The organism is Sphingomonas sp. GM_Shp_2 (assembly GCF_026540875.1).
GTDB classification, from domain to species: Bacteria; Pseudomonadota; Alphaproteobacteria; order Sphingomonadales; family Sphingomonadaceae; genus Sphingomonas; species Sphingomonas carotinifaciens.
Genome location: NZ_JALNUQ010000010.1, coordinates 33255 through 56612, shown reverse-complemented (window position 1 = coordinate 56612; position 23358 = coordinate 33255). Strand labels below are relative to the sequence as shown.

General features: G+C 65.1%; 19 protein-coding genes and 1 tRNA gene. 15 read left to right on the top strand and 5 right to left on the bottom strand.

Annotation, left to right across the window (positions count from 1 at the left end):
- Nucleotides 1-88 precede the first annotated feature (88 nt).
- The 3 genes from ahpC to OXR08_RS05750 all read left to right on the top strand — a co-directional run bounded on the left by ahpC (nucleotide 89) and on the right by OXR08_RS05750 (nucleotide 2881).
- The gene (ahpC, locus tag OXR08_RS05760; RefSeq protein WP_112384116.1) at nucleotides 89-652 is read left to right on the top strand and encodes an alkyl hydroperoxide reductase subunit C; all 564 of its coding nucleotides are present in this window, start codon (nucleotides 89-91) and stop codon (nucleotides 650-652) included.
- A 71-nt stretch (nucleotides 653-723) separates the two neighbouring features.
- Nucleotides 724-2310 (top strand): alkyl hydroperoxide reductase subunit F, encoded by a 1587-nt coding sequence (gene ahpF, locus OXR08_RS05755; RefSeq protein WP_267348499.1) that lies wholly within the window; start codon nucleotides 724-726, stop codon nucleotides 2308-2310.
- Between the two features lie 61 nt (nucleotides 2311-2371).
- Entirely contained in the window at nucleotides 2372-2881 is a 510-nt protein-coding gene (locus OXR08_RS05750; RefSeq protein ID WP_267348497.1) for an NUDIX domain-containing protein, read from the top strand.
- Here OXR08_RS05750 and OXR08_RS05745 read toward each other — a convergent pair.
- The 4 genes from OXR08_RS05745 to OXR08_RS05730 all read right to left on the bottom strand — a co-directional run bounded on the left by OXR08_RS05745 (nucleotide 2818) and on the right by OXR08_RS05730 (nucleotide 6321).
- A complete protein-coding gene (locus OXR08_RS05745; RefSeq protein ID WP_267348495.1) occupies nucleotides 2818-4122 on the bottom strand; it encodes a hypothetical protein in 1305 nt (434 codons plus the stop codon). The genes OXR08_RS05750 and OXR08_RS05745 overlap by 64 nt on opposite strands.
- Nucleotides 4123-4285: 163 nt before the next feature.
- A tRNA-Ile gene (locus tag OXR08_RS05740) sits at nucleotides 4286-4361 on the bottom strand.
- A gap of 140 nt (nucleotides 4362-4501) precedes the next feature.
- Nucleotides 4502-4768: a hypothetical protein gene (locus OXR08_RS05735; RefSeq protein WP_112383313.1), complete on the bottom strand. Its 267-nt coding sequence runs from the start codon at nucleotides 4766-4768 to the stop codon at nucleotides 4502-4504.
- 158 nt (nucleotides 4769-4926) lie between these two features.
- Nucleotides 4927-6321 carry a M20/M25/M40 family metallo-hydrolase gene (locus tag OXR08_RS05730; RefSeq protein ID WP_267348490.1) on the bottom strand — a complete coding sequence of 465 codons (1395 nt, stop codon included), beginning with the start codon at nucleotides 6319-6321 and terminating at the stop codon, nucleotides 4927-4929.
- A gap of 109 nt (nucleotides 6322-6430) precedes the next feature.
- Between OXR08_RS05730 and ettA the strand changes: the two genes are divergently transcribed.
- Nucleotides 6431-8110 carry an energy-dependent translational throttle protein EttA gene (ettA, locus tag OXR08_RS05725; protein ID WP_149682873.1) on the top strand — a complete coding sequence of 560 codons (1680 nt, stop codon included), beginning with the start codon at nucleotides 6431-6433 and terminating at the stop codon, nucleotides 8108-8110.
- A gap of 40 nt (nucleotides 8111-8150) precedes the next feature.
- Here the strand turns inward: ettA and OXR08_RS05720 are convergent, their stop codons facing one another.
- The gene (locus OXR08_RS05720) at nucleotides 8151-8978 is read right to left on the bottom strand and encodes a ThuA domain-containing protein (RefSeq protein ID WP_267348486.1); all 828 of its coding nucleotides are present in this window, start codon (nucleotides 8976-8978) and stop codon (nucleotides 8151-8153) included.
- 224 nt (nucleotides 8979-9202) lie between these two features.
- Between OXR08_RS05720 and OXR08_RS05715 the strand changes: the two genes are divergently transcribed.
- The 11 genes from OXR08_RS05715 to OXR08_RS05665 all read left to right on the top strand — a co-directional run bounded on the left by OXR08_RS05715 (nucleotide 9203) and on the right by OXR08_RS05665 (nucleotide 23241).
- Nucleotides 9203-10411: a histidine kinase dimerization/phosphoacceptor domain -containing protein gene (locus OXR08_RS05715; protein ID WP_267348484.1), complete on the top strand. Its 1209-nt coding sequence runs from the start codon at nucleotides 9203-9205 to the stop codon at nucleotides 10409-10411.
- Nucleotides 10412-10576: 165 nt separating this feature from the next.
- Nucleotides 10577-11008 (top strand): curli assembly protein CsgF, encoded by a 432-nt coding sequence (locus OXR08_RS05710; RefSeq protein ID WP_235904092.1) that lies wholly within the window; start codon nucleotides 10577-10579, stop codon nucleotides 11006-11008.
- 24 nt (nucleotides 11009-11032) lie between these two features.
- Nucleotides 11033-11989: a CsgG/HfaB family protein gene (locus OXR08_RS05705; protein WP_267348481.1), complete on the top strand. Its 957-nt coding sequence runs from the start codon at nucleotides 11033-11035 to the stop codon at nucleotides 11987-11989.
- A 23-nt stretch (nucleotides 11990-12012) separates the two neighbouring features.
- A complete protein-coding gene (locus OXR08_RS05700) occupies nucleotides 12013-13737 on the top strand; it encodes a hypothetical protein (protein ID WP_267348479.1) in 1725 nt (574 codons plus the stop codon).
- Nucleotides 13738-13751: 14 nt separating this feature from the next.
- Complete coding sequence (locus OXR08_RS05695) at nucleotides 13752-14297, top strand: hypothetical protein (protein ID WP_267348477.1); 546 nt, start codon at nucleotides 13752-13754, stop codon at nucleotides 14295-14297.
- A gap of 526 nt (nucleotides 14298-14823) precedes the next feature.
- Complete coding sequence (locus tag OXR08_RS05690) at nucleotides 14824-14979, top strand: DUF6771 family protein (protein ID WP_162844010.1); 156 nt, start codon at nucleotides 14824-14826, stop codon at nucleotides 14977-14979.
- A gap of 144 nt (nucleotides 14980-15123) precedes the next feature.
- The gene (locus OXR08_RS05685; RefSeq protein ID WP_267348474.1) at nucleotides 15124-16254 is read left to right on the top strand and encodes an SDR family oxidoreductase; all 1131 of its coding nucleotides are present in this window, start codon (nucleotides 15124-15126) and stop codon (nucleotides 16252-16254) included.
- 3 nt (nucleotides 16255-16257) lie between these two features.
- Nucleotides 16258-17277: an SDR family NAD(P)-dependent oxidoreductase gene (locus OXR08_RS05680; RefSeq protein WP_267348472.1), complete on the top strand. Its 1020-nt coding sequence runs from the start codon at nucleotides 16258-16260 to the stop codon at nucleotides 17275-17277.
- Between the two features lie 470 nt (nucleotides 17278-17747).
- Nucleotides 17748-20789: a TonB-dependent receptor gene (locus tag OXR08_RS05675; RefSeq protein ID WP_267348470.1), complete on the top strand. Its 3042-nt coding sequence runs from the start codon at nucleotides 17748-17750 to the stop codon at nucleotides 20787-20789.
- A 59-nt stretch (nucleotides 20790-20848) separates the two neighbouring features.
- Nucleotides 20849-22411 (top strand): tryptophan halogenase family protein, encoded by a 1563-nt coding sequence (locus tag OXR08_RS05670; RefSeq protein WP_267348468.1) that lies wholly within the window; start codon nucleotides 20849-20851, stop codon nucleotides 22409-22411.
- A gap of 206 nt (nucleotides 22412-22617) precedes the next feature.
- Nucleotides 22618-23241, top strand: coding sequence for a hypothetical protein (locus OXR08_RS05665; protein ID WP_267348466.1), 624 nt, complete (start codon nucleotides 22618-22620; stop codon nucleotides 23239-23241).
- The last annotated feature ends 117 nt before the right edge of the window (nucleotides 23242-23358 follow it).

Here is a 23358-nt window from a genome sequence, read left to right as displayed (position 1 = left end):
GCGTCTGCCACAGATATCGGCAATTCCTGTTTGCCGCTGCGCCGCAGCATCACCATGTGCAGTGCACCAATTCAGAAAGGGAAAAGCCATGTCTCTCATCGGCACCAGCATCAAGCCGTTCACCGCTCAGGCGTATCGCGAGGGCAAGTTCCTGACCGTCACGGACGCGGACGTGAAGGGCAAGTGGGCCGTGTTCTTCTTCTACCCGGCGGACTTCACCTTCGTGTGCCCGACCGAGCTGGAAGACCTGGCCGACAATTACGACACGTTCCAGAAGATGGGCGTGGAAATCTATTCAGTGTCGACCGACACGCATTTCAGCCACAAAGCCTGGCATGACACATCGCCCGCGATCGGCAAGATCAACTTCACCATGATCGGTGATCCGTCGGGTGTCGTGACCAACAACTTCGAAGTCATGCGCGCAGGCCAGGGCCTGGCGGATCGCGGCACCTTTGTCGTGGATCCCGAGGGCGTCATCCAGCTCGTCGAGATCACGTCGGAAGGCGTCGGCCGCAACGCGATGGAACTGCTCCGCAAGGTCAAGGCCGCGCAGTACATTGCCGCGCATCCGGGCGAAGTCTGCCCGGCAAAGTGGGAAGAGGGCGAAGAAACGCTCGCTCCCTCGCTCGACCTCGTCGGCAAGATCTGAGCCGACATGCGCGGGGCCGGCATCGTCGCCGGCCCCGCGCCACCATTCCGTTTATCCCCAGGACCCTGCACATGCTCGACGCGAACCTGAAGACCCAGCTGAAGACCTATCTTGCGAATATTGTCCAGCCGATCGAGTTGGTGGCGTCGTTGGATGGGTCGGCGAAGTCGGGGGAGTTGGAGGCGTTGCTGGGAGAGATCGCGGCGCTGTCCGAGGCGGTGTCCTATGTACGGGACGACGAGGAGGCGCGGCGGCCGTCCTTCCTGATCCGGCGGGTCGGCACCGATGTGTCTGTGCGCTTTGCCGGAATTCCGATGGGGCACGAGTTCACCTCGCTCGTCCTGGCGCTGCTTCAGGTCGGTGGGCATCCCTCGAAGCTGGCGCAGGAGGTGATCGAGCAGGTCCAAGCGCTGGACGGCGACTTTGCATTCGAATCCTATTTTTCGCTGTCGTGCCAGAACTGCCCCGATGTGGTGCAGGCGCTGAACCTGATGAGCGTGCTGAACCCGCGTATCCGCCACGTCGCGATCGAGGGCGGGCTGTTCCAGGACGAGGTGACCGCGCGGCAGATCATGTCGGTGCCGGCGATCTTCCTGAATGGCGAGCCGTTCGGCCAAGGGCGGATGAACGTCGAGCAGATCCTGGCCAAGCTGGACACGGGCAGCAGCGCGCGGGCCGCGGAGAAGATCAGCGCCAAGGCGCCGTTCGACGTGCTGGTCGTAGGCGGCGGCCCTGCCGGCGCCTCGGCCGCGATCTATGCGGCGCGCAAGGGCATCCGCACCGCAATCGCCGCGGAGCGGGTCGGCGGACAGGTGCTGGACACCATGTCGATCGAGAACTTCATTTCCGTGCCGCATACCGAGGGACCGCGTCTGGCGGGTGATCTGGAGCGGCACGTGGCCGAGTACGGCGTCGACGTGATGAACCTGCAACGCGCCGAGACGCTGATCCCCGCAGCCGAGGAAGGCGGCCTGCACGAGGTGCGGTTGCACAGCGGCGCGTCGCTGAAGGCGCGGACGGTGATCCTGGCGACGGGTGCGCGCTGGCGGCAGATGAACGTGCCCGGCGAGGATGCGTATCGCAACAAGGGCGTGACCTATTGCCCGCACTGCGACGGGCCGCTGTTCAAGGGCAAGCGCGTAGCCGTGATCGGCGGCGGCAATTCGGGCGTCGAGGCGGCGATCGATCTGGCCGGTGTCGTGGCGCACGTGACGCTGATCGAATATGCCAGCGACCTGCGCGCCGATGCCGTGTTGCAGCGCAAGCTGGCGAGCCTGCCCAACGTGAAGGTCATCACCTCCGCGCTGACCACCGAGGTGACCGGCGACGGCACGCGGGTGACCGGGCTGACCTACAAAGACCGCAATCACGACAGCGTCCACCAGATCGAACTCGAGGGCATCTTCGTCCAGATCGGACTGGTGCCCAACACCGAGTGGCTGCGCGATACGGTTGCGCTGACCCTGCACGGCGAGATCGAGGTCGACCACCGCGGCGAGACGTCCCGGCCCGGCATCTTCGGCGCGGGCGACGTGACGACGGTGCCGTACAAGCAGATCGTGATCGCGGTAGGCGAGGGGTCGAAGGCCTCCCTGTCGGCGTTCGATTATCTGATCCGCCTGCCGGCCGATGCGCCGGTGGAGGCGATCGCGGCCTGAGCCCGGGCCCCGGCGCCTAAGCGCTTGGCGTCGGGGCTTCGTTTCGGTACCCGCTGCGTCCATGATCCTGATCCAGCGGACGGGCTGGCGGGCCGCGGGCCCCCGCATCGCACTCAACGGCTTCCAGGCGCTACGCCGCGGCTGGTGGCGGATGACGACGCCCGAGACGCGGGGCAGCCGGGGCATCTGCCTGACGCCCGACGGGCGCCTGATCCTGGTGAAGCACAGTTACAAGCGTGGCTGGTATCTGCCCGGCGGCGCCATCGATGCGGGCGAGGACGCGCTCACCGCGCTTCTGCGCGAATTGCGCGAGGAAATCGGGATGGTCCGTCACGGCGCCGCGCGGCACCTTTACGATGTGCGGCACAATCCCGACCACAAGCGCGACCATCAGGCCGTGTTTCTGGTGGAAGACGTCGTGATCGAACCGCGGCTGTCGCTGGAGATCGAGGCGATCGGCGCCTTTCTGCCGGATGCGCTGCCCGGCGACCTGCACCCGGCCACCCGTTACCGGGTGGAGCGGTGGAGGACGGGCGGGACGGAGGGTTCGGCACCGGTGCCGAGCGAGTGAAGAGGGTGGCCCGCCGGGTGGGCCACAGCCTGGCCCCGGGCCGCATAGCGCGTCGCCACCATCTGCACGCACCGGTGAACCAGCCCCATGGCGGCGAAGCACATAAGGCCGTAAACCAGATAGGAATAGCGCGGGATCGGCTGGACCAGCGCATAGGGCAGGGCGGTCACCAGCACGAACACGCCGATCGGCATCAGCCGGAACCGACGCGAAAGCGCATCGAACAGCAAGGCCGCAAAACCGAGCAGGTTGACCAGCGACAGGATGATCGGGCGCGCGTCGGCGCGGTGATTGTCGCCCGATTGCCAGACCTGCGGAAAGAAGAACGCCGCATAATGGCGCAGGGCCAGCCGCGCGAAGGCCATCGGGTGGTCGGTGACCCACCTCCATGCCGCGTGTCCGAGCATGCGTGAATAGGCAACTTCGCCTCCCGCCGCCCGAAGCCGCGCGCGTGCGGCGACGCTGCGATAGGGGTGGATCCGGGCGTAGTTGCCTTCATAGGCCACGCTGGAGGGGCGCCCGCTGCCCACCGCCGGGTCGATGCCGAGGGCGAATTCCAGGCCGAAATTGTCCCGTAACAGGATGGGCGTGCCCATGGCATGAGCGTTGCGCATCGCCCAGGGCGTGACCATCAGCGCGAGCGCAACTGCCGCCGAGCCACCGAGAAGAACCACCCGGCGCCGCGGCAGGCGCGGTATCGCGGTCATGATCCAGGCCGCGACGATACCGAGCCCCGCCGGTGGGCTGACAAAGAAGGTGAATGCTGCGAGTGTCCCCGCGCCGATCAATTGTGCGGGCGAGAGGACTTCGCCATTTCGCACGCGTCCGATCGCCAGCAGCCCGCAGCAGCTCAGCATCACCGCAAGCGCTCCTTCCCAGAAGCGGAAGTCGATGATCTCCTCCTTGGCGAAGATCGGAACGAGGCAGAAGAAGGCGAGCCCGACGTGCCGCGCGGCCGGTGGCGACCCCAGCCGGGCATAGACCCGGTCGATCAGCAGCAGACCGACCGCGAACTGCACCAGTGCGCCGATCAGAAGCACGGTCAACGCGGCCGACGAATGCGCGCCGAACAGGAAAAGGACGCCGCTCACGAGCAGCGGCATCACCGGCATCAGATGTGCGGTCGGGCCCATGCCCGGAAACGCATCGGCAAAGCCGCCGCCGGTGGCGAGGCTGATCGCCACCCGCGTCGCTTCGCCCGCCTCGACCATGATCATCGGACCGCGACCATGATAGATCATGATCAGCCGAATCAGGATGCCCAGGCACAGCAACCATGGCGTGAGCCCGATATTATCGTTTGCCGCCCGATGCTTGCTGTACGGCCGCTCCCCGGTGGGACCGGCACCTCCCCAAAGTCTCATAACGTGGGTTAGCGAATCGCGGGGTAGGAGGAAATGGGGGTGGTGGGCCCGGCAGGACTCGAACCCGCAACCTAGCCGTTATGAGCGGCCAGCTCTAACCATTGAGCTACAGGCCCCCGCCGCGTCCGTAGCGCGGGGCAGGGCAATCCCGCAACCGGGGAAACGGTGCCCGCACATGAAAAAAGGCGCCCCGAATGTCGGAGCGCCTTTTTCCGTAACAGCAGAATCGCGTCGGGCCGATCGGCCCGATGCGGCATTACTGCATGTTGTCGGCCTTCGCCTCAGCCGCGTCACGGACGTTGTCCGCGGTCGCGTTCATGTTGTCTGCGGCGTTCTCCAGAACGGCAGCTTCCGAAGCGTTGGCGGTGTTGTCAGCCAGCGCGTCGATGTTGTCGGCCTGCATTTCCATGTTGTCGGCCAGCATGTCTGCGTTGTTCTCAACAGCAGCAGCTTCCGGCGACTTGTTGCAGGCGGCCACGGACATCAGGCCGGCGGCAGCGAGAACAAAGGCGATCTTCTTCATTCGAATGCTCCCAAGCATAAGCAATCATCGCGGCCGACCCGATTGCCGTCGCGAAGCGGCTCAAATACCGCACGCTTCCCCCCGGTCAATCCGCAAAATTCACCTCTCAGCAAGGTTCGCGACGAACCGAGGGTGCCACATCGGATCATTTCAACTGGTCAACGCGGCGATTTGACACCACCGATTTCTTCCGGCGCGTTGGCCACCACGGCCAGCATCGCGGTCCAGGCGGCGACGTTCTGGCGCAGCGCCTGGGGATCGATCCGGTCGATGGTGTCGTCGGGCGTATGGTGGGTGTCGAAATATTGCTGGCCCGACTGGTTGAGGTCGATGCCCGCCACGCCCAGCCGCAGCGTCGGCCCGATATCGGTGCCGTCACCGGCCACACCGGGGCCGCGCACGATACCGAGCGGGGCGAGCGCGGTCTGCAACCGATCGCCGACGGCACGGGCGCTGTCCGGCAGGTTCACCTCGAACCGCCAGATGCGATCGGCGCCAAAATCGCTTTCCGATGCCGTGGCATGGCGATCCTGCGCATGGGCCTTGGCATATTCGGCGCCGCCGAAGCCGCCGACCTCCTCGGCCCCGAACCAGACGACGCGGATGGTGCGGCGCGGACGGCCGGCATCCATGATCCGCTTGGCGGCGGCGGCGGTGATCGCGATGCCGCTGGCGTCGTCGATCGCCCCGGTGCCGAGGTCCCAGCTGTCGAGATGGCCGCCGACAAGGACGATGCCGGCGTTCGGATCGGTGCCGGGCACCTCGGCGATGACGTTGCCCGACTCGCGCACGCCGGTGCGCCGCGGCGTCAGGACCAGCTTCATGCGCACCGGCTTGCCGCGCGCGGCGATGCGCTCCAGCTGCTCGGCATCGGGCACCGACAGGGCGGCGGCGGGGATCGGCTTCACCCCTTCGGGAAAGGTGGTGGTGCCGGTGTGCGGGAAGCGGTGATGATCGGTGCCGATCGAGCGGATGACGATCGCCACCGCACCCTTCTGCGCTGCGACCGCCGGGCCGACGAAGCGGGCCGGGCCGAACGCGCCGTAGCTCGATCCGTCCTGCGTCGGCTGCATCGCGTTGCCGACATAGGCGATGCGCCCGGCAAGGCTGCCGGCGGGTGCGGCGAGCAGATCGTTATAGGTCGGGAAGACGACGACCTCCGCCGTGATCCCGCCCGCCGGGGTCGCGCCCGAATTGCCGAGCGCGGCCAGCGTCAGCTTCTGGGGAAAGGGTGCGAGGATCTCGGCGGTCTCGGCCCCGCGTTCCCATACCGGCATCCGGTACGGCTCGATATGCACGTTCTGGAAGCCCATCGCCTTCAGCTTGGCGACCGACCAGGTGCGTGCGCGCGCCTCCGCCTCGGTGCCGGCCATGCGCTGCCCGACCTCGGTCGTCAGCCCTTCGACAATGTCCCACGCGCTGTTGTCGGCCAGCGCCGCATCGCGCAGTGCCGCCACGGCGGGATCGACCGGGGGCGGCGCAACCTGTTGCGCGAGAAGGGGAGAAGCGAGGGCGGAGGCGGCAAGGGCCGCGGCGATGAAGCGCGTCGTCATGGCAGCAAGGGTTACGTAGTCGCAGCCGGTTTGCCAACGGGGCGCCCACTCATTACATGGCGATCCGATTTCCCAATACCCATTCCCAAGCACGGAGCACGCGCGCCAGATGGCCGTCCAGTACACCTACGTCATGAAGGGTCTGACCAAGACCTTCCCGGGCGCGAACAAGCCCGTTCTCAACAACATCCACCTGCAGTTCATTCCCGGCGCCAAGATCGCGATCATCGGCCCGAACGGCGCCGGCAAGTCGACGCTGATGAAGGTGATGGCGGGGATGGACCCGGACTTCACCGGAGAGGCCTGGGCGGCGGAAGGGGTCCGCGTCGGCTATCTGGCGCAGGAGCCGCAGCTCGACCCGTCCAAGGACGTGATGGGCAACGTCAAGGACGGCGTGCGCCCAGTTGCCGACCTGATCGACCGGTTCAATGCGATCTCGGCCGAAATGGGCGATCCGCAGGACGATACCGATTTCGACGCGCTGATGGAGGAAATGGGCGAGCTTCAGGCCAAGATCGACGCGATCGATGGCTGGTCGCTCGACAGCCAGCTCGAACAGGCGATGGAAGCCTTGCGCTGCCCGCCGGGCGATGCGGAGGTGACGCGGCTGTCGGGTGGCGAGAAGCGCCGCGTGGCGCTGTGCAAGCTGCTGCTGGAGAAGCCGGACATCCTGCTGCTCGACGAGCCGACCAACCACCTGGACGCCGAAAGCGTGTCGTGGCTGGAGAATTATCTCAAGGAATATACCGGCAACGTCATTCTCGTGACGCACGACCGCTACTTCCTCGACAACGTCGTGAACTGGGTGCTCGAACTCGATCGCGGCCGTTACTACACCTACGAATCCAACTATTCGGGCTATCTGGAGAAGAAGGCCAAGCGGCTGGAGCAGGAGGAGCGCGACGAGGCCGGTCGCCAGCGCGCGATCGCCGACGAGCTGGCCTGGATGCGCCAGACCCCCAAGGCGCGCCAGACCAAGTCCAAGGCGCGTATCCGCGCGTTCGACGAGCTGATGGAGAAGCAGGAGAACCGCGTCGCCGGCAAGGCGCAGATCCTGATCCAGTTGCCCGAGCGCCTGGGCGGCAAGGTGATCGAGGCCAAGGGGCTGACCAAGTCCTATGGCGACAAGCTGTTGTTCGAAAATCTCGACTTCATGCTGCCGCCGGGCGGCATCGTCGGCGTGATCGGGCCCAACGGCGCGGGCAAGTCGACGCTGTTCAAGCTGATCACCGGCCAGGAACAGCCCGATGGCGGCACGATCGAGATCGGCTCGACGGTGAAGCTCGGCTATGTCGACCAGAGCCGCGACCATCTCGATCCCGACAAGAATGTCTGGCAGGAAATCTCCGACGAGCTGGAGGTCTTCCGCTTCGGCAAGCAGGAACTGGGCACGCGCGCCTATGTCGGCGCGTTCAACTTCCGCGGACCCGACCAGCAGAAGAAGGTCGGCCAGTTGTCGGGCGGTGAGCGCAACCGCGTCCACATGGCCAAGATGCTGAAGGAGGGCGGCAACGTCCTGCTGCTCGACGAGCCGACCAACGACCTCGACGTGGAAACGCTGCGCGCGCTGGAAGAGGCGCTGGAGACCTTTGCGGGCTGCGCGGTGGTCATCAGCCACGACCGCTTCTTCCTCGATCGCCTGTGCACGCACATCCTGGCGTTCGAGGGCGACAGCCATGTCGAGTGGTTCGAGGGCAATTACGAGTCGTACGAGGAAGACAAGCGCCGCCGCCTGGGCGACGCCGCCGATCGCCCGACGCGTCTTGCCTACAAGAAGCTGACGCGCTGAGATACGGGGAAACGGGCGGTCGTTCCCGCCCGTTTCCGGTTCAGGCGGGGCAGCGCATCCGGGTGGCCGGCGCGCTCCAGCGGATCGCGTTGCCGATCAGGCGGCGGTAATTGGCATGGTCATACGCCTCGGGCGTGTGGCCGAGCGCCGAATAGACGATGCGGCCGCGGCCGAGCATGCGCGTCCAGACGATCGGGTGGTCCGCGCCCATCGCCAGCTTGTCGGACGGGCGATAGCTGGTCTCATCCAGCGTCGCGAGTACCGTGGTGCCGGCCGCCCGGGCCGGGCTGGCAAAGGAATACCATTCGTCGCGCGGGTTCCAGGGCAGCGTGACCCCGGCCATTACCGGATGGTCCGGGCGTTCGATGCGGATCGCGGCGGGCTGGATATGATCCTCGCCACCGGGATGGCCGATGAATTTCGCGCCGATCATCTCGCGCTGGTAGAGCGGCCAGCCTTCGCTGCTGTTGTCGCCGGCCGCATGCAGCGCGACCACGCCGCCGCCGGCCTTCACCCAGTCGGCAAAGGCCTGGCGCTGGGCGGGGGTGAACAGGTCGCCGGTGCTGCTGTTGAGGATGATGACCGAGAAGCGCGAAAGGTCGCGCGGATTGAAGACGGCGGCGTTCTCGGTGGAGAAGCTGGGCGCGCAGGCCCGCGCGAGGCCGGCAATCACCGCATTCGAATGGGGCAGATGCTCGATATGGCGCCAGCTATTGGTCTTGGAGAAGATCAATATGCCACCGCGCTTCACCGCTGCGGGGATCGGTGGCGCGACACTGTCCATGACCGGCGCCGGGCGGTGCGGATCGGCGGGCGTTTGCCCCATCAGCAGGGCGAGCGGCGCCAGCGCGAGGAGGCGGCGCATCATGGACGCGTGTTTCCGGGCATTGTGGCCGCGTTCCGCCTGTGCATGGCATCCATCTCCTTATCCGAGGTTTTTCAGCATGATGGATGGTGTCACGGCCCACGTCCAGCGTGCAGATGCGCACCCTCGCGTCCCCGCGGCGCATATCGCCCAAATCACAACGGTTTAAATTCCACCAGCCGATGCCTATTCTCCTGCAACAGCAAAAGGGGAGCAAGACTGCACGCATGGCCGTGATCGAGCAATCGCCCGGCGGGGATACCGCCACGGGCACCGGAGAACTGCATTACCGCCTGCGCCAACAGTCCATGCTTGCCGATTTCGGGATCGAGGCGCTGCGTGCGCGCGACCTGGAGCCGATGCTGCAACGCGCCACCGAGCTATGTGCGCAAGGTATGCGCTCGAAATATTGCAAGTTCCTGGAATATCGCCCCGACCGGGAAACGCTGTTGGTGCGCACTGGCGTGGGGTGGGCGCCGGGTGTCGTCGGATCGACCGAGATGCGCACCGATCTGGGATCGCCCGCGGGCTTCGCGCTCCAGACCGGGCAGGGCGTCATCTCCAACCACCTGGAGAATGAGGAACGGTTTCGCACGCCCGAGTTCATGGCCGCGCACAATATCCGCCGCGCGATCAACGTGCTGGTCGAGGCGTCCGGCCGCCGCTTCGGCGTGCTGGAGGTGGACAGCCCCGACGAGGGCAATTTCGAGGAAGCCGACCTGGCCTTCATGCAGGGCTTCGCCAACCTGATCGGGGTTGCGATCGAACGGCAGGAGGCGGAGCGCCGACTGGCCGAGGCGGTGGAACATCAGCAATTGCTGACGCGGGAGGCCAGCCACCGGGTGAAGAACAGCCTGTCGCTGGTGTCCGCGATGCTGAACCTCCAGATGCACGAGGACGAGGATCCCCGCGTCGCGCGCCTGCTGGGCGATGCGCAGGCCCGGATCACCGCCATCGCGCAGGCGCACGACCGGTTGTGGCGCGGCGAGAAGGTGGGCATCGTCGCGCTGGACGATCTGGCGTGCGGCATTTTGGAACAGCTGTCCGAACAGTCGCCTGCGCACGACATTTCCTGCGATATCGAGCATCTGGAAATCAGTGCCGATACCGCCATTCCGATCGGCCTGATGCTGACCGAACTCGTCACCAACGCAATCAAATATGCCTATGGCGAGGACGGCGGCCCCATCGCGGTGCGGCTGGCGGCGCGGGATGCACGGATCGTGATGACGGTGACGGACGAGGGTGCGGGATTGCCGGACGGCTTCGACGTCAAGGCGGCATCGCGCAAGAGCCTGGGGATGCGGATGATCGTCAGCCTGGCGCGCCAGTTGCGTGGCCGGGTGACGATCGAGAATTGCGCGCGGGGCGCCTGTGCCACGCTCGACATGCCCGATCCGCGCTGTGCCGATCAGATGACCGATCCGGCCGCCTGAGGGCGGCCACGCGTCGTGGTAGCCGGCGATCCCTCAATGGGTAATCCCCTGTTTGAAAGGGGTAAATCCGCTATCTTCGATCACTAACCCCCATACCCAGTGTCTGTCCGGGTGCCGAAGCCTTAGCGATGGATTGTAAATTCCATGAACTGAGGTGGGGGGAGCATGGGGGCGAAAGCGTCCTTGTCGGCGATGTGTCTGCTGTGGGCGGCGGCAGCGGCGGCGCCGTCCTCCGCCCAGGATCTGGTGTATCAGCCGGTCAATCCCAGCTTTGGCGGCAATCCCTTCAACTCGGATCATCTGCTCGGGCTGGCCACGGCGCAGAACAAATATACCGATCCGGCCGCCGCCCGCGCCAACGCGACACAGGCCAATAACTTCGCGCAACAATTGCAGTCCCGGCTGTTGTCGGCCCTTTCGTCGCAGGTGGTCGAGGCCATCTTCGGCGAGAACCCGCAGGAGCAGGGAACGATCAAGTTCGGCGGGCAGACCGTGGAGTTCTTCCGCAGCCTGGACGAGGTGACGCTGACGATCACGGATGACGCGACCGGCGGGATCACCACGATCGTCATCCCGACCTTTATCACGGCAAACTGACCGATGCGGCCCCGGACCCTGCTCATGATGGCGCCGCTTCTGGGTGGCTGCACGATGCTGAACACGGCGGACCGTTCGCTGCCCTCGACCGCACAGCAGGCGATCATCCCCGCCAAGACGACCACGCAGCGGCTGTTGAACGATATCGCGCCGCCGCCGCGGCCGATCGCGATCGCGGTGTATGGCTTCACCGACCAGACCGGACAGTTCAAGCCGAGCGAGGTCGGCCAGACGCTGTCGCGTGCGGTCAGCCAGGGTGGCGGATCGATCCTCGTCAAGGCGCTGCACGATGCCGGCAACCGACGGTGGTTCACCGTGGTCGAGCGCGAGCAACTGAAGAACCTGCTCAGCGAGCGGCAGATCATCCGGGAAATGCGCGAACGCTATCTGGGCGAAAGCGCGATCAATGCCGATGCGCTGCCGTCGCTGCTGTTCGCCGGCGTCCTGCTCGAAGGGGGCGTCATCGGCTATGACAGCAACACGGTGACGGGGGGCGCGGGTGCGGCCTTTCTGGGCCTGGGTGCCCGCACCGAATATCGGCAGGACACGGTGACGGTGTACCTGCGCGCGGTATCGGTACGCACCGGCGAGGTGCTGGCCAGCGTCTCCTCGTCAAAGACCATCGCGTCGCGGGCGATCAGCGCGAGCACCTTCAAATTCGTCGCCTTCAAGGAATTGCTGGAGGTGGAACTGGGCATCACCAGCAACGAGCCGGACCAGCTCGCCCTGCAACAGGCGATCGAAAAGGCGGTGTTCGGCCTGATCATGGAAGGCATCGACCTGAAGCTGTGGGCCTTTGCCTCACCGGACGCAGGTGCCGAGCAGCTCGATCGCTATCACCGCGAACGCGACGGCGGCTACTCGCCGCAACAGGTGCAGGCCGCCATCGACGGCGCCGCGCGGCTGCCGCCGTTGCAGGTTCATCGCAAGGCATCGCTCGATCCCATCCCGCCTCCACCCGCCGTTCGCAGCACGCTTTGACCGTTCCTTAAGGGAGACCGCGCATGAAGACCCTGATGATTGCATCGACATCTGCGCTTGCATTGTTGGCGGTGCCAGCCTTGGCACAATCCAGCGCGACCATCGACCAGACGGGCGCGGGAAGCTCGGGCAGCGTGGCGATGGTCGACCAGACCGCGACCGCCGCGGCGGCCGATGTGACGATCATTCAGGTCGGTCGCGGCCATCAGGCCACCGTCACGCAGAAAAGCGATGGCCCAACCGTGGGCGATCGCGGCGATACCGCCTATATCCAGCAGGGGTCTTTCGGTGCCCGCGCGACGATCGATCAACATACGGCGGCAGGCGCGGCGGGTTCGCATGCCACCATCATGCATGGCGGAACGTCCCAGGCCACGACCGCGCAATATGGCGGTGGTCACGACAGCTTCATTAGTCAGCGCGTTGGCCAATCGGCGGCCGATGTCATGCAGACTGGCGGCGGCCTGGTCGGGAACGTGTCGCAGATCGCTCAATTCGGCCGATCGGTAAGTGCCATCGTGGCGCAGGACGGGCAGAACAACTATAGCGAGGTCACGCAGGCCGGCGACACCCAGGTCGCCGTGGTGGACCAGGGCGGCCAGTATAACCAGTCCTCGATCAACCAGAGCGGCAGCGGCAATTCGGCCTTCGTCACGCAGCGCATCACCAACGTCGCCGTCGTCGACCAGCAGGGCAAGGACGGCATCGCCTATATCGACCAGAATGGCGGCGGCGGTTCGGTAAGACTGCTCCAGACGGCGGCGTCCCAAGGCGCGGTGGCCGATGTGGGGCAGTCGGTCGCGGGCGGCTCGGTCGATCTGGAGCAACGGGGCGCGGGAACGGTAACGGTCCGGCAAAGCGGCCTGTCGGTCGGCCTGTCCGTGCTGCAGCAGGAGGCCAGCACCGCCACGGTGGTGCAGGGGGGCCGCATCAGTCGTCTGGCGATCCAGCAGTTCGACGGATCGGCAGGCGCCCGGGCCGATGTCGATCAGGGCACGCGCAACGGCGAAATACTGGTGCAGCAAAAGACCACCGCGCAAACGGACGTCCTTCAGACCGGCACCAGCGGCTATATCTTCGTGAACCAGGGCAGGGGCGCGGAGGGATCGTCGGCCGGCGTGGTACAGCAGGGCGACAATAATTCGCTGGTGCTCCACCAGCGCGCCTGGCCCGAGGGCGCCGCAACCGGTCCGGCAGGCTCGGTCGCCACCATCCAGCAGATCGGCGACGGCAACAGCGCGCTCGCCTTCCAACATGGCACCGGGGCGCAATATGCGACCCTCGAGCAGACGGGCACCGCCAATCGTCTGAGCACCTGGCAGGGCGGCCGGGGAAACCAGCAGGTCACGCTGCGTCAGGGCGGCAGCGACAATTTCGCGCAGACGGCGCAAGGGGGAAGGCCTGCGGACGGCGCAACGCCGCTGGACCCGGTCGCATTCGAGGATGCGGCATCGCAAAACCTGGTCATCACGCTGGAGCAGCCGGGGAACGGCAACACCGCCATCCTGACCCAGATCGGACGCGACAACCTGATCGACGGGCGCCAGTCCGGGAACGGCAATGCGGCGGTGGTGACGCAGTTCGGCAACGTCCTGTCGGTCGAGTTCGATCAGTCCGGTAACAACAACCGGATCGACGTGACGCAGAACAGCATGTTCAACAAGGCCAGCATCTACCAGCTTACCGACGACAATGTCGCGAACATTACGCAGAACGGGTTCAGCAACACGGCCGTCGTTCGTCAGTAACGGGAGGTACGGTGATGACAGGACCGGCATCGCTTCTGTTGCTGATCGTCGGGCAGGTGGCCGCCCCCGCGCCGTCATCGGCGCAGCAAAGCGTGCAGATCGATCAGGTGGGCGACGCCAATGTCACGGCGACCCACCAGACCGGATCGCGCGGAACCGTGCGCATCGAGCAGGACGGTGATCGCAATATGGCGGACGTCGCCCAGATGATGGCGCCACCGGGTTATCGGCCCGATGACACCGCCGAAGCGTCCGTTTCCATCTACCAAAGGGGTAGCGGGAACGCCGCATCGGTCCGTCAGTTCGGTATGCAGGGCCTGATGAACGAGGCGATCCTGTCGCAGGACGGATCGGGCAACATCATGCGACTGGAGCAGTCCGGTGCCGGCAACCGGGCGGAACTGGAGCAGACGGGCGATGGAAACGCCATGGACGCGCGACAGATCGGTGACGGCAATGTCCTGCGCTGGACGCAGACAGGCAGTGGCCTGCCCGATCTCGGCATCACCCAGACCGGCGGCCAGACCATGGCGATCCGCCAGACCGGGCCGGGACGCTAGCATTGCCGCACTGCTGGCGATCTTCCTGATTGCCGGTACAACACCGGCGGCTGCGCGCCAGCAGGTCGACGCAAGGGTGTCGACACCGGCACAAAAGACGGGGGTGGAACAGATCGGTCCCGCCAGAGCCGGACGCGCCGCGACGACCGCCGATATACCCCAGGTTTCACAGACCCGGTCGATGGCGCAAAAGGGCATTCCCGCTGCCGCCCCGATCGGCGGACGCGATCGGTGCGATCCGTCCGCTCGAACTCCGACGCCTCGGGATATGCTCTGCCGCGCGGACGCGCGCGCGTCCCGGCACTCCGCGGAACCATCCTCACCGAACACGGGTCGGGTCTCGTCGCTGGTAGAAACCCTTGCCGACGAGACGGGGCGTTCCTCCGGAAATATCGACGACACAGCGGGCGCCATCGCCATTCTGGGCTTTCCGACCGGGGGCGACCCGCCTGCCCGGCGCTGACGCGCGGCGCCGAACGTCGTCGCAGGGGCTTGTCACGGTCACCGCAATCGTCAAAGTCGGGGCATGACCGATCCCATGCTCCACGCCATCACCGCCGTCGTGCGCCGCGCGCCCGAATGGGTGCGGCACGACCTGATGGCCAAGGACGCCGGTACCCGGGAACGTGCCGAGGACGCACTCGCCGCAATGATCGCCGCCGCGTTGCAGGCACAGCCATAGGTCGCCGCCAGGGGGCTTCGCGGCGCGCCGCCCCTTCGATGCGAAAAGGCCCGGCAGGGCTGAACCGCAACGACATCCGTTCGTTCTGCTGAAAGAAAGTCCAATGAAATCATTGGGTTGATTAAAGCACGTTAGGAACGGCGCATGGCACCGACGTTGAAGCCGTTGCACGAGCAGGCGATCGTCATAACCGGCGCAAGCAGCGGCATCGGCCTGGTCACGGCGCGGATGGCGGCAAGGGCCGGCGCTGCGGTCGTTCTCGCCGCCCGAAACGAGCGGGCGCTGCGCGACCTGCGCGACGAGATCGTCGCTGCGGGCGGTCGTGCGCTGGCGGTACGCTGCGACGTCGGTGAAGAAAGCGATGTCCAGCGCGTCGTCGACGAGGCGGTGGCCGCGTTCGGCGGGATCGACACCTGGGTCAACAATGCCGGCGTCTCGATCTTCGGCAAGACCTGGGACGTGCCGATGGCGGACTGGCAGCGGATGTTCCGGACGGTCTACTGGGGTACCGTCCATGGCTCGTTGGCGGCCTTCCGACACCTGCGCAGCGCCGGAAGGCCGGGCGCGATCATCAATGTCGGCAGCTTCTTCGGCGATCGCGCACCCGCCGTGCAGGGCACCTATTCCTCGGCCAAGTTCGCCGTGCACGGCTTTACCGGTGCATTGCGCGAGGAGATCGAACAGGAAGCGCTGCCCATCTCGGTATCGCTGATCCATCCGGGGCGGATCGATACGCCGTACAACGAACATGCGGGCAATTACATGCCGATGCAGCCGGTGCACCGCGGCATGATCTATCCACCCGAAGCGGTGGCGGAGACGATACTGTGGTGCGCCGCCCATCCGAAGCGCGACATGTTCGTCGGCGCCCAGGCAAAGGCGGCGGCCGTGCTGGGCCTTGTCGCGCCGCGACTGACGGACCGGCTGATGTCGGTCTGGTCCTTCACCTCCCAGCAGTCGCGAACCCGCCACGCGAGTGGCGATCATCACCGTGCCTTGTTCGAGGCGGGTTATGGCGGCGCGGAGCGGGGCACGCATGAACCGCATCTGCTCCGCCGACGCAGCTATTATGTGAAAGCGACGAAGCGGCCAGGGCTTGCCGCCGCGACGCTCCTGATCGGCGGCGGGCTCGCCCTCGCACTGGTCCGCCGCAAGCACCCGACGCAGCCGGAACCGCCGCCGCAACTCAGCGAGGTCGAGGAGGTGACGATCATCGCCGCCCTGCCGGACGACGGGCCGCACGAACGGCCGCATGCCGACTTCACGGTAGCCTGAGCGATGCGCTCGCCCGGACCGCTCGCGGCGCTCTGCCTTGCCACGAGTGCACTGGCCGGATGCGCGACCTCGACGCATCTCGGCCGCTCCGGACAGGCGCGCGTGGCAGGGCGGACCTATGTCGTCACCGGCGCGTCGAGCGGCCTGGGTCAGGGGGTGGCGCTCAGACTGGGTGCGCTGCGGGGCAATGTCGTTCTTGCGGCCCGTCGCACCGATCTGCTGGAGGAGGTGGCCACGCAGGTGCGAGAGGCCGGCGGGCAGGCCTTGGTGGTGACGACCGACGTCGCGGATGCCGATCAGGTCGAAGCGCTGGCCGATGCCGCCATAAGCCGCTTCGGCCGGATCGACGTGTGGATGAATATCGCCGGCGTCGGGGCCAATGGCCGTTTCTGGGATGTCCCGGTTGCGGATTATTCACGCATCGTCGACGTCAATCTGAAGGGCGTGATCTATGGCAGCCACGCCGCGCTTCGCCGCTTTCTGCGCCAAGGTAGCGGAACGCTCGTCAACATGGGCTCGGTGGAAAGCGAGGTGCCGCTCGCCTATCACACGACCTATGCGGCGACCAAGGCCGGGGTGCTCAGCCTGGGCCGGTCGCTGAACGAAGAGATACGCCATGCCGGGCACCGGCGCACGATCAAGGTGGCAACGGTGATGCCATGGGCGGTGGATACGCCCTTCTTCCACCACACCGCGAATTACAGCGGTCGCGCCGATCGCATGGTGCTGATGGACGGGCCGGAAAAGGTCGTGCAGGCACTCGTCTGGGTCTCGCTTCACCCCCGCGAGGAACTGCCGGTGGGATGGAAGGCGCAAATGGCATCTACCGCCCATCATCTGTTGCCCGACCTGACCGAGACGATCGCGGCCAATGTGCACCGCGCGCAACTCGAAAAGGGCACGCCGACCCAGGCTACGACGGGATCGGTTCACCAGCCCATGGCGAAGGGCAGGGGGACGGATGGCGGTGTCAGAGCACGGATGAAGGCCGAAGATGCCGCCGCGACGGGTGGTACCAGGTAGACGGTCACATCACCCGAAGCATGCACCGGATTTCGCGAGTGGTATCAGAAGGATAATCGCTCCATCTCGAACGGAATAGTGCTGGAACCGCTTGCCGGTAAGGTGAAGCCGGAGATCGACCGGATCCTGCCATCTCGCTCATACGGAAACATCAAACAGCATAATGACTTAGCGATATTTCGTTTGGTGGATAGGTCGTCGAGGTTCAGGGATGATAGGATATCTTTTGGTATCACCTTCTTCGTCGCCTTTTACATCATTGGATCCGTATCCCTGTTCTCCGGCATAATTTTGGTGTGGGAGTTGATAACGGAGCCGGAGCACGCCTATACCTGTTAGCGGTAGCATTCGCAGATAATGCGCCAGGGTAAAACCAGTGACTTTGACCCTCAGGGGGAGGATGTGGAATGAAGGGGATTAACGGGTACGCTCGCGCGTGCGCAGACACGAGCGCGAGCCTACGTGCGGGCGTGTCGCTGGCGGCGCTTCTTGTCGCTTTCGCGCCGGCGGCGGCGTTTGCACAGGCCGAGTTGCAGACAGCATCTCCGGACACGACACAGGCCGCTGTTCAGGGGCAGGAGCAGGGTGATCCTGCTGCAGATCAGACGGGTAGTGACATCGTCGTGACGGGACGCCGCGCGGCGCTGGAAGCAGCGGACGAACGCAAGCGGCGTAGCGAGACGATCATCGATTCGGTGGTCGCCGACGATGCCGGGAAATTACCGGACAACTCGATCACGGAAGTGCTGCAACGCGTTTCCGGCGTTTCGATTGTCCGGTTTGCCGCGTTGGGTGATCCAGATCACTTCTCAGTACAGGGCTCCGGCGTTCAGGTCCGTGGTCTGACCGGTGTCACATCGCGTTTGAATGGCCGCGAGATCTTTAGCGCTAACAACGGTCGCGCTATATTGTGGAGCGACGTGACTCCCGAACTGATGGCGGCAGTCGATGTCTACAAGGCATCCACGGCCGACCTGATCGAGGGAGGCACCGGTGGACAGATCGATCTGCGCACCAAGATGCCGTTCGACTTTGACGGCAAGTTTCACGTTGCCGGCACCGCCGAGCTGGGCATGGGCGATCTGGCGCAGAAGGCCGATCCTACGGCATCATTGCTGGTTACGGATTCGTTCGATACCGGCATCGGCCGCATCGGCGTGCTTGCGGACGTTGCCTATGCGCAATTCAGCTCGCTGTCGCAGTTCATTCGTACCGAGCCCTACTTCAAGACGCGAATCGGCGATCGCGATTATTATATTCCAGGCGGCTTCACCTACGGCGACGAGGCTTTCCGCTATCGCCGCTACGGCATCTATGGCGCGTTGCAATGGGCGCCTTCGGACGCGCTGACCTTCACCGGCACGTTCTTCCAGTCACGCTACAAAAGCCAGTCGAGTGATTATGGCGCGCAGGTCAGCTCGCAGACCCTTGCGGTCGATCCGGCGAGCAGCACGTTCGACTCGGTCGGTGGCTTGCTGAAGACCAATGCGCTGTTCAATCGCGATCAGACGACTTTTCTGCCGAGCCCGAACCCCGTCAACAGCAGCGGCAACAAGGGTTTCGTCGACAGCACTACCCGAACCCGTGACTATTCGCTGTCTTTCGTCTGGGCACCGGAGGACAGTCACCTCTCGCTGCGCGGCGCGTTGCAGCGGGTTGATTCCCGACAGATATACGACCGGCTCGACGTGTTTCGCGAGGTCGCCTTCGGTCAGAGCTTTGGCATGGACCTGACCGGGGATCTGCCGAAGATCACCGTATCGCCGGGGACTCAGGCATCCTTTGCCGACCCGGCCAACTATTTCTGGTCGGCATCGATGCCGCATAATGAGGACAACAAGGGTCGGCTCGACTCCGCCAACCTCGATGCGGAGTATAGCTTCGATGACAGCTTCCTGCGCGCGATCAAGGTGGGCGGCCGTTATGCAGAGCGCACCGAGCGCGACTTTTCGAACGGGTACAACTGGTCGGCGCTTGGGCGCAGCTGGAACGGCGATCCGCAGCTCACCTATGCCAATGCCGCGCAGGGCGACATCGAATACCACGCGTTCAAGGACTTTTTCCGCGGCAACATCCCGCTGCCCGGCAATCTGATGTTCGCGTCGCGCGACCTCGTATCGCGCCTTGACCGGGCAGAACTGACCCGCTCGCCGCCTGCGGGTTTCTGCGGTGCGCCTGGGTCTGCGCTGTTCAGCAACTGCACCGCATCCGGACCGCTGCCGCAGACGGGGTATGGCGGCGCCGCCGGCATCCGTCAGATCGGTTTCGTCCTGCCCGATGATCGCGTGGACAATCGCACGGAAACGCTGGCCGGCTATGTGCTGGCCCGTTTCGGCACCACCTCGGGGCCCGGCATTTCGGGCAATGTCGGCGTGCGCGTGGTCAACATCAAGAACGAGGGCAGCGGCTTCATTCGTCAGAACACCGCCTCCTTCGTCCGCAACGGGCAAATCCAGGGCATCGCGAATGCAGCCGTGCCGCGTGGCGGGGAGGCGGAATTCACTCGCGTGCTGCCATCCGTGAACCTGGAATATGCGCCGATGGAAAAGGCCAAGGTTCGCTTCGGCTACAACATCACGATGGATCTGCCCACGTTCAACGCGCTGCGTTCATCAGGGTCGGTCGGCGTGGCGACGACATCCAATCCGGCGAATGTTCCGGGCTCGGGCACAAACCTGCCGGGTGTCTTCACAAACTTCACGGCAGAAACCGGCAACCCGCTGCTGAAGCCGACGATGTCGAACAATTTCGATCTGTCGTTCGAATATTATGCCAGTGCCGGCACGTCGTTTCATCTGGCACCGTTCTACAAGCGATTGACGGATGTCACCGTCTTCTCGCTGACCCAGCGGCAGATCACCGTGGCGCTCAGCAACGGCGTGGACAATAATGTCGTCACCGGCACCGAAACGGTGACCGCAGCCGCCACCGACTATAGCAATTCGGACGAGGCAGCGACGATCAAGGGTGTCGAGGTCGGTGGCCGCTTCTTCCTCGACATGCTGCCGGGTGCCCTGGCCGGCTTCGGGTTCGAGGGGAACTACACGTTCATCGACAGCAAGAATCCGGGGGACGTGTACCGCGACATCAACGGCGTCGTGAAGCGAGACGCGCCGCTGGTCGGCCTGTCCAAGCACAACTTCAATGCCACGCTGCTCTACGAGCGTAACCCGATCTCGGCACGGGTCAGCTATTCGTGGCGTTCGCGCTATCTGCAATCCACGAACAGCAACGGCACGAACCCGACCTATGGCTTCTACGGCATACCGGGCACTGCAGCGACCAATTCGATCCAGATCGCGTTGCCGGTGTATGGCGCCGCGTATGGCACGCTGGACGCCGGCGTACGCTTCAAGGTGACGGAGCATTTCTCCTTCGGTGTTCAGGGTACGAACCTGCTCAATGCCACACAGCGTACGCTGATGGGCGGTTATCCGGACGGCAAGATCTACGGCCGCAGCTGGTTCCAGAGCGACCGGCGGATCAACACCGGCATCTATCTCTCATTCTGACGATGCGGCATCACCCGCCGGCGCCGTGCGCCGGCGGGTGATTGCGGGATGAGAGGTGTATGACCAAGCGGATACTGATCGCGGGGGGCGGCACGGCAGGGTGGCTGACGGCGTGTTATCTGGCCAGGCGACTGGGTGCGGACCTGCCCGGCGGCGCGTCGATCCAGTTGGTCGAGTCGCAGGAGATCGGCATACTGGGCGTGGGGGAGGGGACCTTTCCCACGATCCGGCGCACGCTGGCGACGATCGGCATCGACGAAGCCGATCTGATCCGCCGTTGCGATGCGACCTTCAAACAGGGCGCGTTGTTCCGCCACTGGCGCGCAGCGCCGGGGGCGCCCGGCCCGGATCATTATGCTCATCCCTTTCAGCTTCCCAATGCCGAACATGGCCTGGAACTGCTGCCTTACTGGCTGCTCGGGTTGGCCGGCGACATGGGCTGGGACGCTGCGGCCAATCCGCAGAAGCTGGCCGCCGACGCCTCGCGCGCGCCAAAGCTGCCCAGCCATCCAAAATATGTCGGACCGCTCAACTATGCGTTTCATTTCGACGCGGTCGCGCTGGCGGGGCTGTTGCGTGAACACGGCGTGCGGAGCGGCGTTGCGCATTTTTCGGACACGATTAGCGAGGTTCTCCTCGATACCGATGGTGCGATTGCGGGGGTGCAGACCGAACGGCACGGCGTGCTGACTGCCGATCTTTATATCGACTGCACCGGCTTTCGCGCCCAACTGATCGGGCGCGCACTTGGCGTGCCGCTCCGGTCCTGTCGCGATACGCTGTTCTGCGACCGGGCGCTTGCAACACAAATTCCCTATGCTCGACCCGATGAACCCATCGCATCCTATACGATATCTACTGCGCAGTCGGCGGGATGGATTTGGGATATTGGCCTGTCACGGCGACGCGGGGTGGGTCATGTCTATTCGTCAGCACATATGGATGACGATGCGGCGGAGAGGGTGCTCCGCGACTATCTCGGCGCGGCGGGGCCGGATGGCGACATTCGGCGTTTGCGGTTCGAGGCGGGCTATCGCGAGACGAACTGGGTGCGCAATTGCGTTGCAATCGGACTGTCGAGCGGCTTTTTCGAGCCGCTGGAAGCGACCGGGATCGCGCTGGTGGAGGTCGCGGCGGGCCTTGTCGCCAACCTCTTCCCCTGGGGTGGCGATCAGGCAACAGCCGCGCGACAGTTCAACGCCAACATGCTGCACCGCTTCGAGCGCGTGCGGGACTTTATCAAGCTGCATTATTGCCTGTCCCAGCGGCGCGACTCTACCTTCTGGCAGGACAATGTCGCCGCTGCATCGATACCCGACAGTCTCGCCGAACTGCTCGATCGCTGGCGTTTCCGGCCACCGACCGAGTTCGACATCGATCCGCGCATCGACATCTTCCCGCAGGCCAGTTGGCAATATGTGCTGTATGGCATGGGCTGGAAAACCGACTTGTCGGCACAGGCCGGCATGTTCCGCTTTCATGACGATGCCCGCCGCGCCTTCGCGGAGGTACAGCGTCAGGCTCGGTTCGCGATCCAGGGACTACCCTCCAATCGCGATCTGGTCGAACATGCCCTGGCCCATCGCTTCGCAGGTGATGTGGCTCGGGCACCATCAGCCTGAACGACGCGCAAGAAGACGGGGCACCCGGTGACACCACCTCCCAACCGGCGCTGACACTGGTTTGCCCTCTGCGACATCTCGATCGCGACCTGTCGAACAAACGCTGCCCACCGGGCGCGGGAGCGCTCATCGTCGGCACGAGCCGCATCGCGGCGATGGTCAAGCGCCATATGGCCGGTTAGGATTGCGGCGGAGAAAAGAAGTTCATGCTACCGTCGCAATATCCCTGCGGGCGTGCCCGCGCCTTCATCCGCACCGTTCTGCCATCCGCGTGCTTTGCCCTGACCTGCCTGGTCGCTAGTCCGGCAAGCGCGATCGACTATGCCGCCCGCGATGTTGGGGACTGGACGGTTGCGGCCAGCAAGGATGGTCAGGGCTGTTTCCTGACCCGTACCTATGACCGCGCCGGCGACACGACCCTGTTGCTCGGCCTGGACGCGGACGGCGCCAACCACCTGTCGGTGCTGAACGCGAACTGGTCGATCAAGCCGAAGGACCGGCTGAAGCTGGATTTCCGGCTGTCGAACGGCGGCTATGCAAAGCATGCCGCCATCGGACTGCGATCGGATGGCAAGCAAGGTTTCGTCACCAGCTTCGAGGCCAAGTTCCCGGCCTATTTCGCCAGGTCGAACGAATTGCATATCGCGCGCGGTGACGTGCCGGTTGAGCGATTGAACCTTGCCGGCAGCGGCGCGGCGGTCGCCGAGTTGCGCCGCTGCGTCGCGGCGCAGCGCCTGGAGGCGAAAGCGGTCAAGGCCCGCAAGCCGCGCGGCGATGATATTCCGGAGGACCCGTTTGCCCCTTCTGCGCAAGGCCGGTCAAAGAACTAGCTGCATCATCGCCCACGCAATATGCGACGGATCGCCCCGCGGCTGCGCCTTGTCGTTGCGCATATTCCACTCGGCACGCGCCGTGCACGGTCGAACAGAAACCGGATTGTGGAACCC

Coding starts and splice junctions, on each gene's coding strand:
- OXR08_RS05710 (WP_235904092.1), top strand. CDS start 10,577: ATGGGGGCGAAAGCGTCCTTGTCGGCGATGTGTCTGCTGTGGGCGGCG.
- OXR08_RS05720 (WP_267348486.1), bottom strand. CDS start 8,978: ATGATGCGCCGCCTCCTCGCGCTGGCGCCGCTCGCCCTGCTGATGGGG.
- ahpC (WP_112384116.1), top strand. CDS start 89: ATGTCTCTCATCGGCACCAGCATCAAGCCGTTCACCGCTCAGGCGTAT.
- ettA (WP_149682873.1), top strand. CDS start 6,431: ATGGCCGTCCAGTACACCTACGTCATGAAGGGTCTGACCAAGACCTTC.
- OXR08_RS05730 (WP_267348490.1), bottom strand. CDS start 6,321: ATGACGACGCGCTTCATCGCCGCGGCCCTTGCCGCCTCCGCCCTCGCT.
- OXR08_RS05715 (WP_267348484.1), top strand. CDS start 9,203: ATGGCCGTGATCGAGCAATCGCCCGGCGGGGATACCGCCACGGGCACC.
- OXR08_RS05670 (WP_267348468.1), top strand. CDS start 20,849: ATGACCAAGCGGATACTGATCGCGGGGGGCGGCACGGCAGGGTGGCTG.
- OXR08_RS05745 (WP_267348495.1), bottom strand. CDS start 4,122: ATGATCTATCATGGTCGCGGTCCGATGATCATGGTCGAGGCGGGCGAA.
- OXR08_RS05735 (WP_112383313.1), bottom strand. CDS start 4,768: ATGAAGAAGATCGCCTTTGTTCTCGCTGCCGCCGGCCTGATGTCCGTG.
- OXR08_RS05680 (WP_267348472.1), top strand. CDS start 16,258: ATGCGCTCGCCCGGACCGCTCGCGGCGCTCTGCCTTGCCACGAGTGCA.
- OXR08_RS05700 (WP_267348479.1), top strand. CDS start 12,013: ATGAAGACCCTGATGATTGCATCGACATCTGCGCTTGCATTGTTGGCG.
- OXR08_RS05690 (WP_162844010.1), top strand. CDS start 14,824: ATGACCGATCCCATGCTCCACGCCATCACCGCCGTCGTGCGCCGCGCG.
- OXR08_RS05750 (WP_267348497.1), top strand. CDS start 2,372: ATGATCCTGATCCAGCGGACGGGCTGGCGGGCCGCGGGCCCCCGCATC.
- OXR08_RS05695 (WP_267348477.1), top strand. CDS start 13,752: ATGACAGGACCGGCATCGCTTCTGTTGCTGATCGTCGGGCAGGTGGCC.
- OXR08_RS05705 (WP_267348481.1), top strand. CDS start 11,033: ATGATGGCGCCGCTTCTGGGTGGCTGCACGATGCTGAACACGGCGGAC.
- OXR08_RS05685 (WP_267348474.1), top strand. CDS start 15,124: ATGGCACCGACGTTGAAGCCGTTGCACGAGCAGGCGATCGTCATAACC.
- OXR08_RS05665 (WP_267348466.1), top strand. CDS start 22,618: ATGCTACCGTCGCAATATCCCTGCGGGCGTGCCCGCGCCTTCATCCGC.
- ahpF (WP_267348499.1), top strand. CDS start 724: ATGCTCGACGCGAACCTGAAGACCCAGCTGAAGACCTATCTTGCGAAT.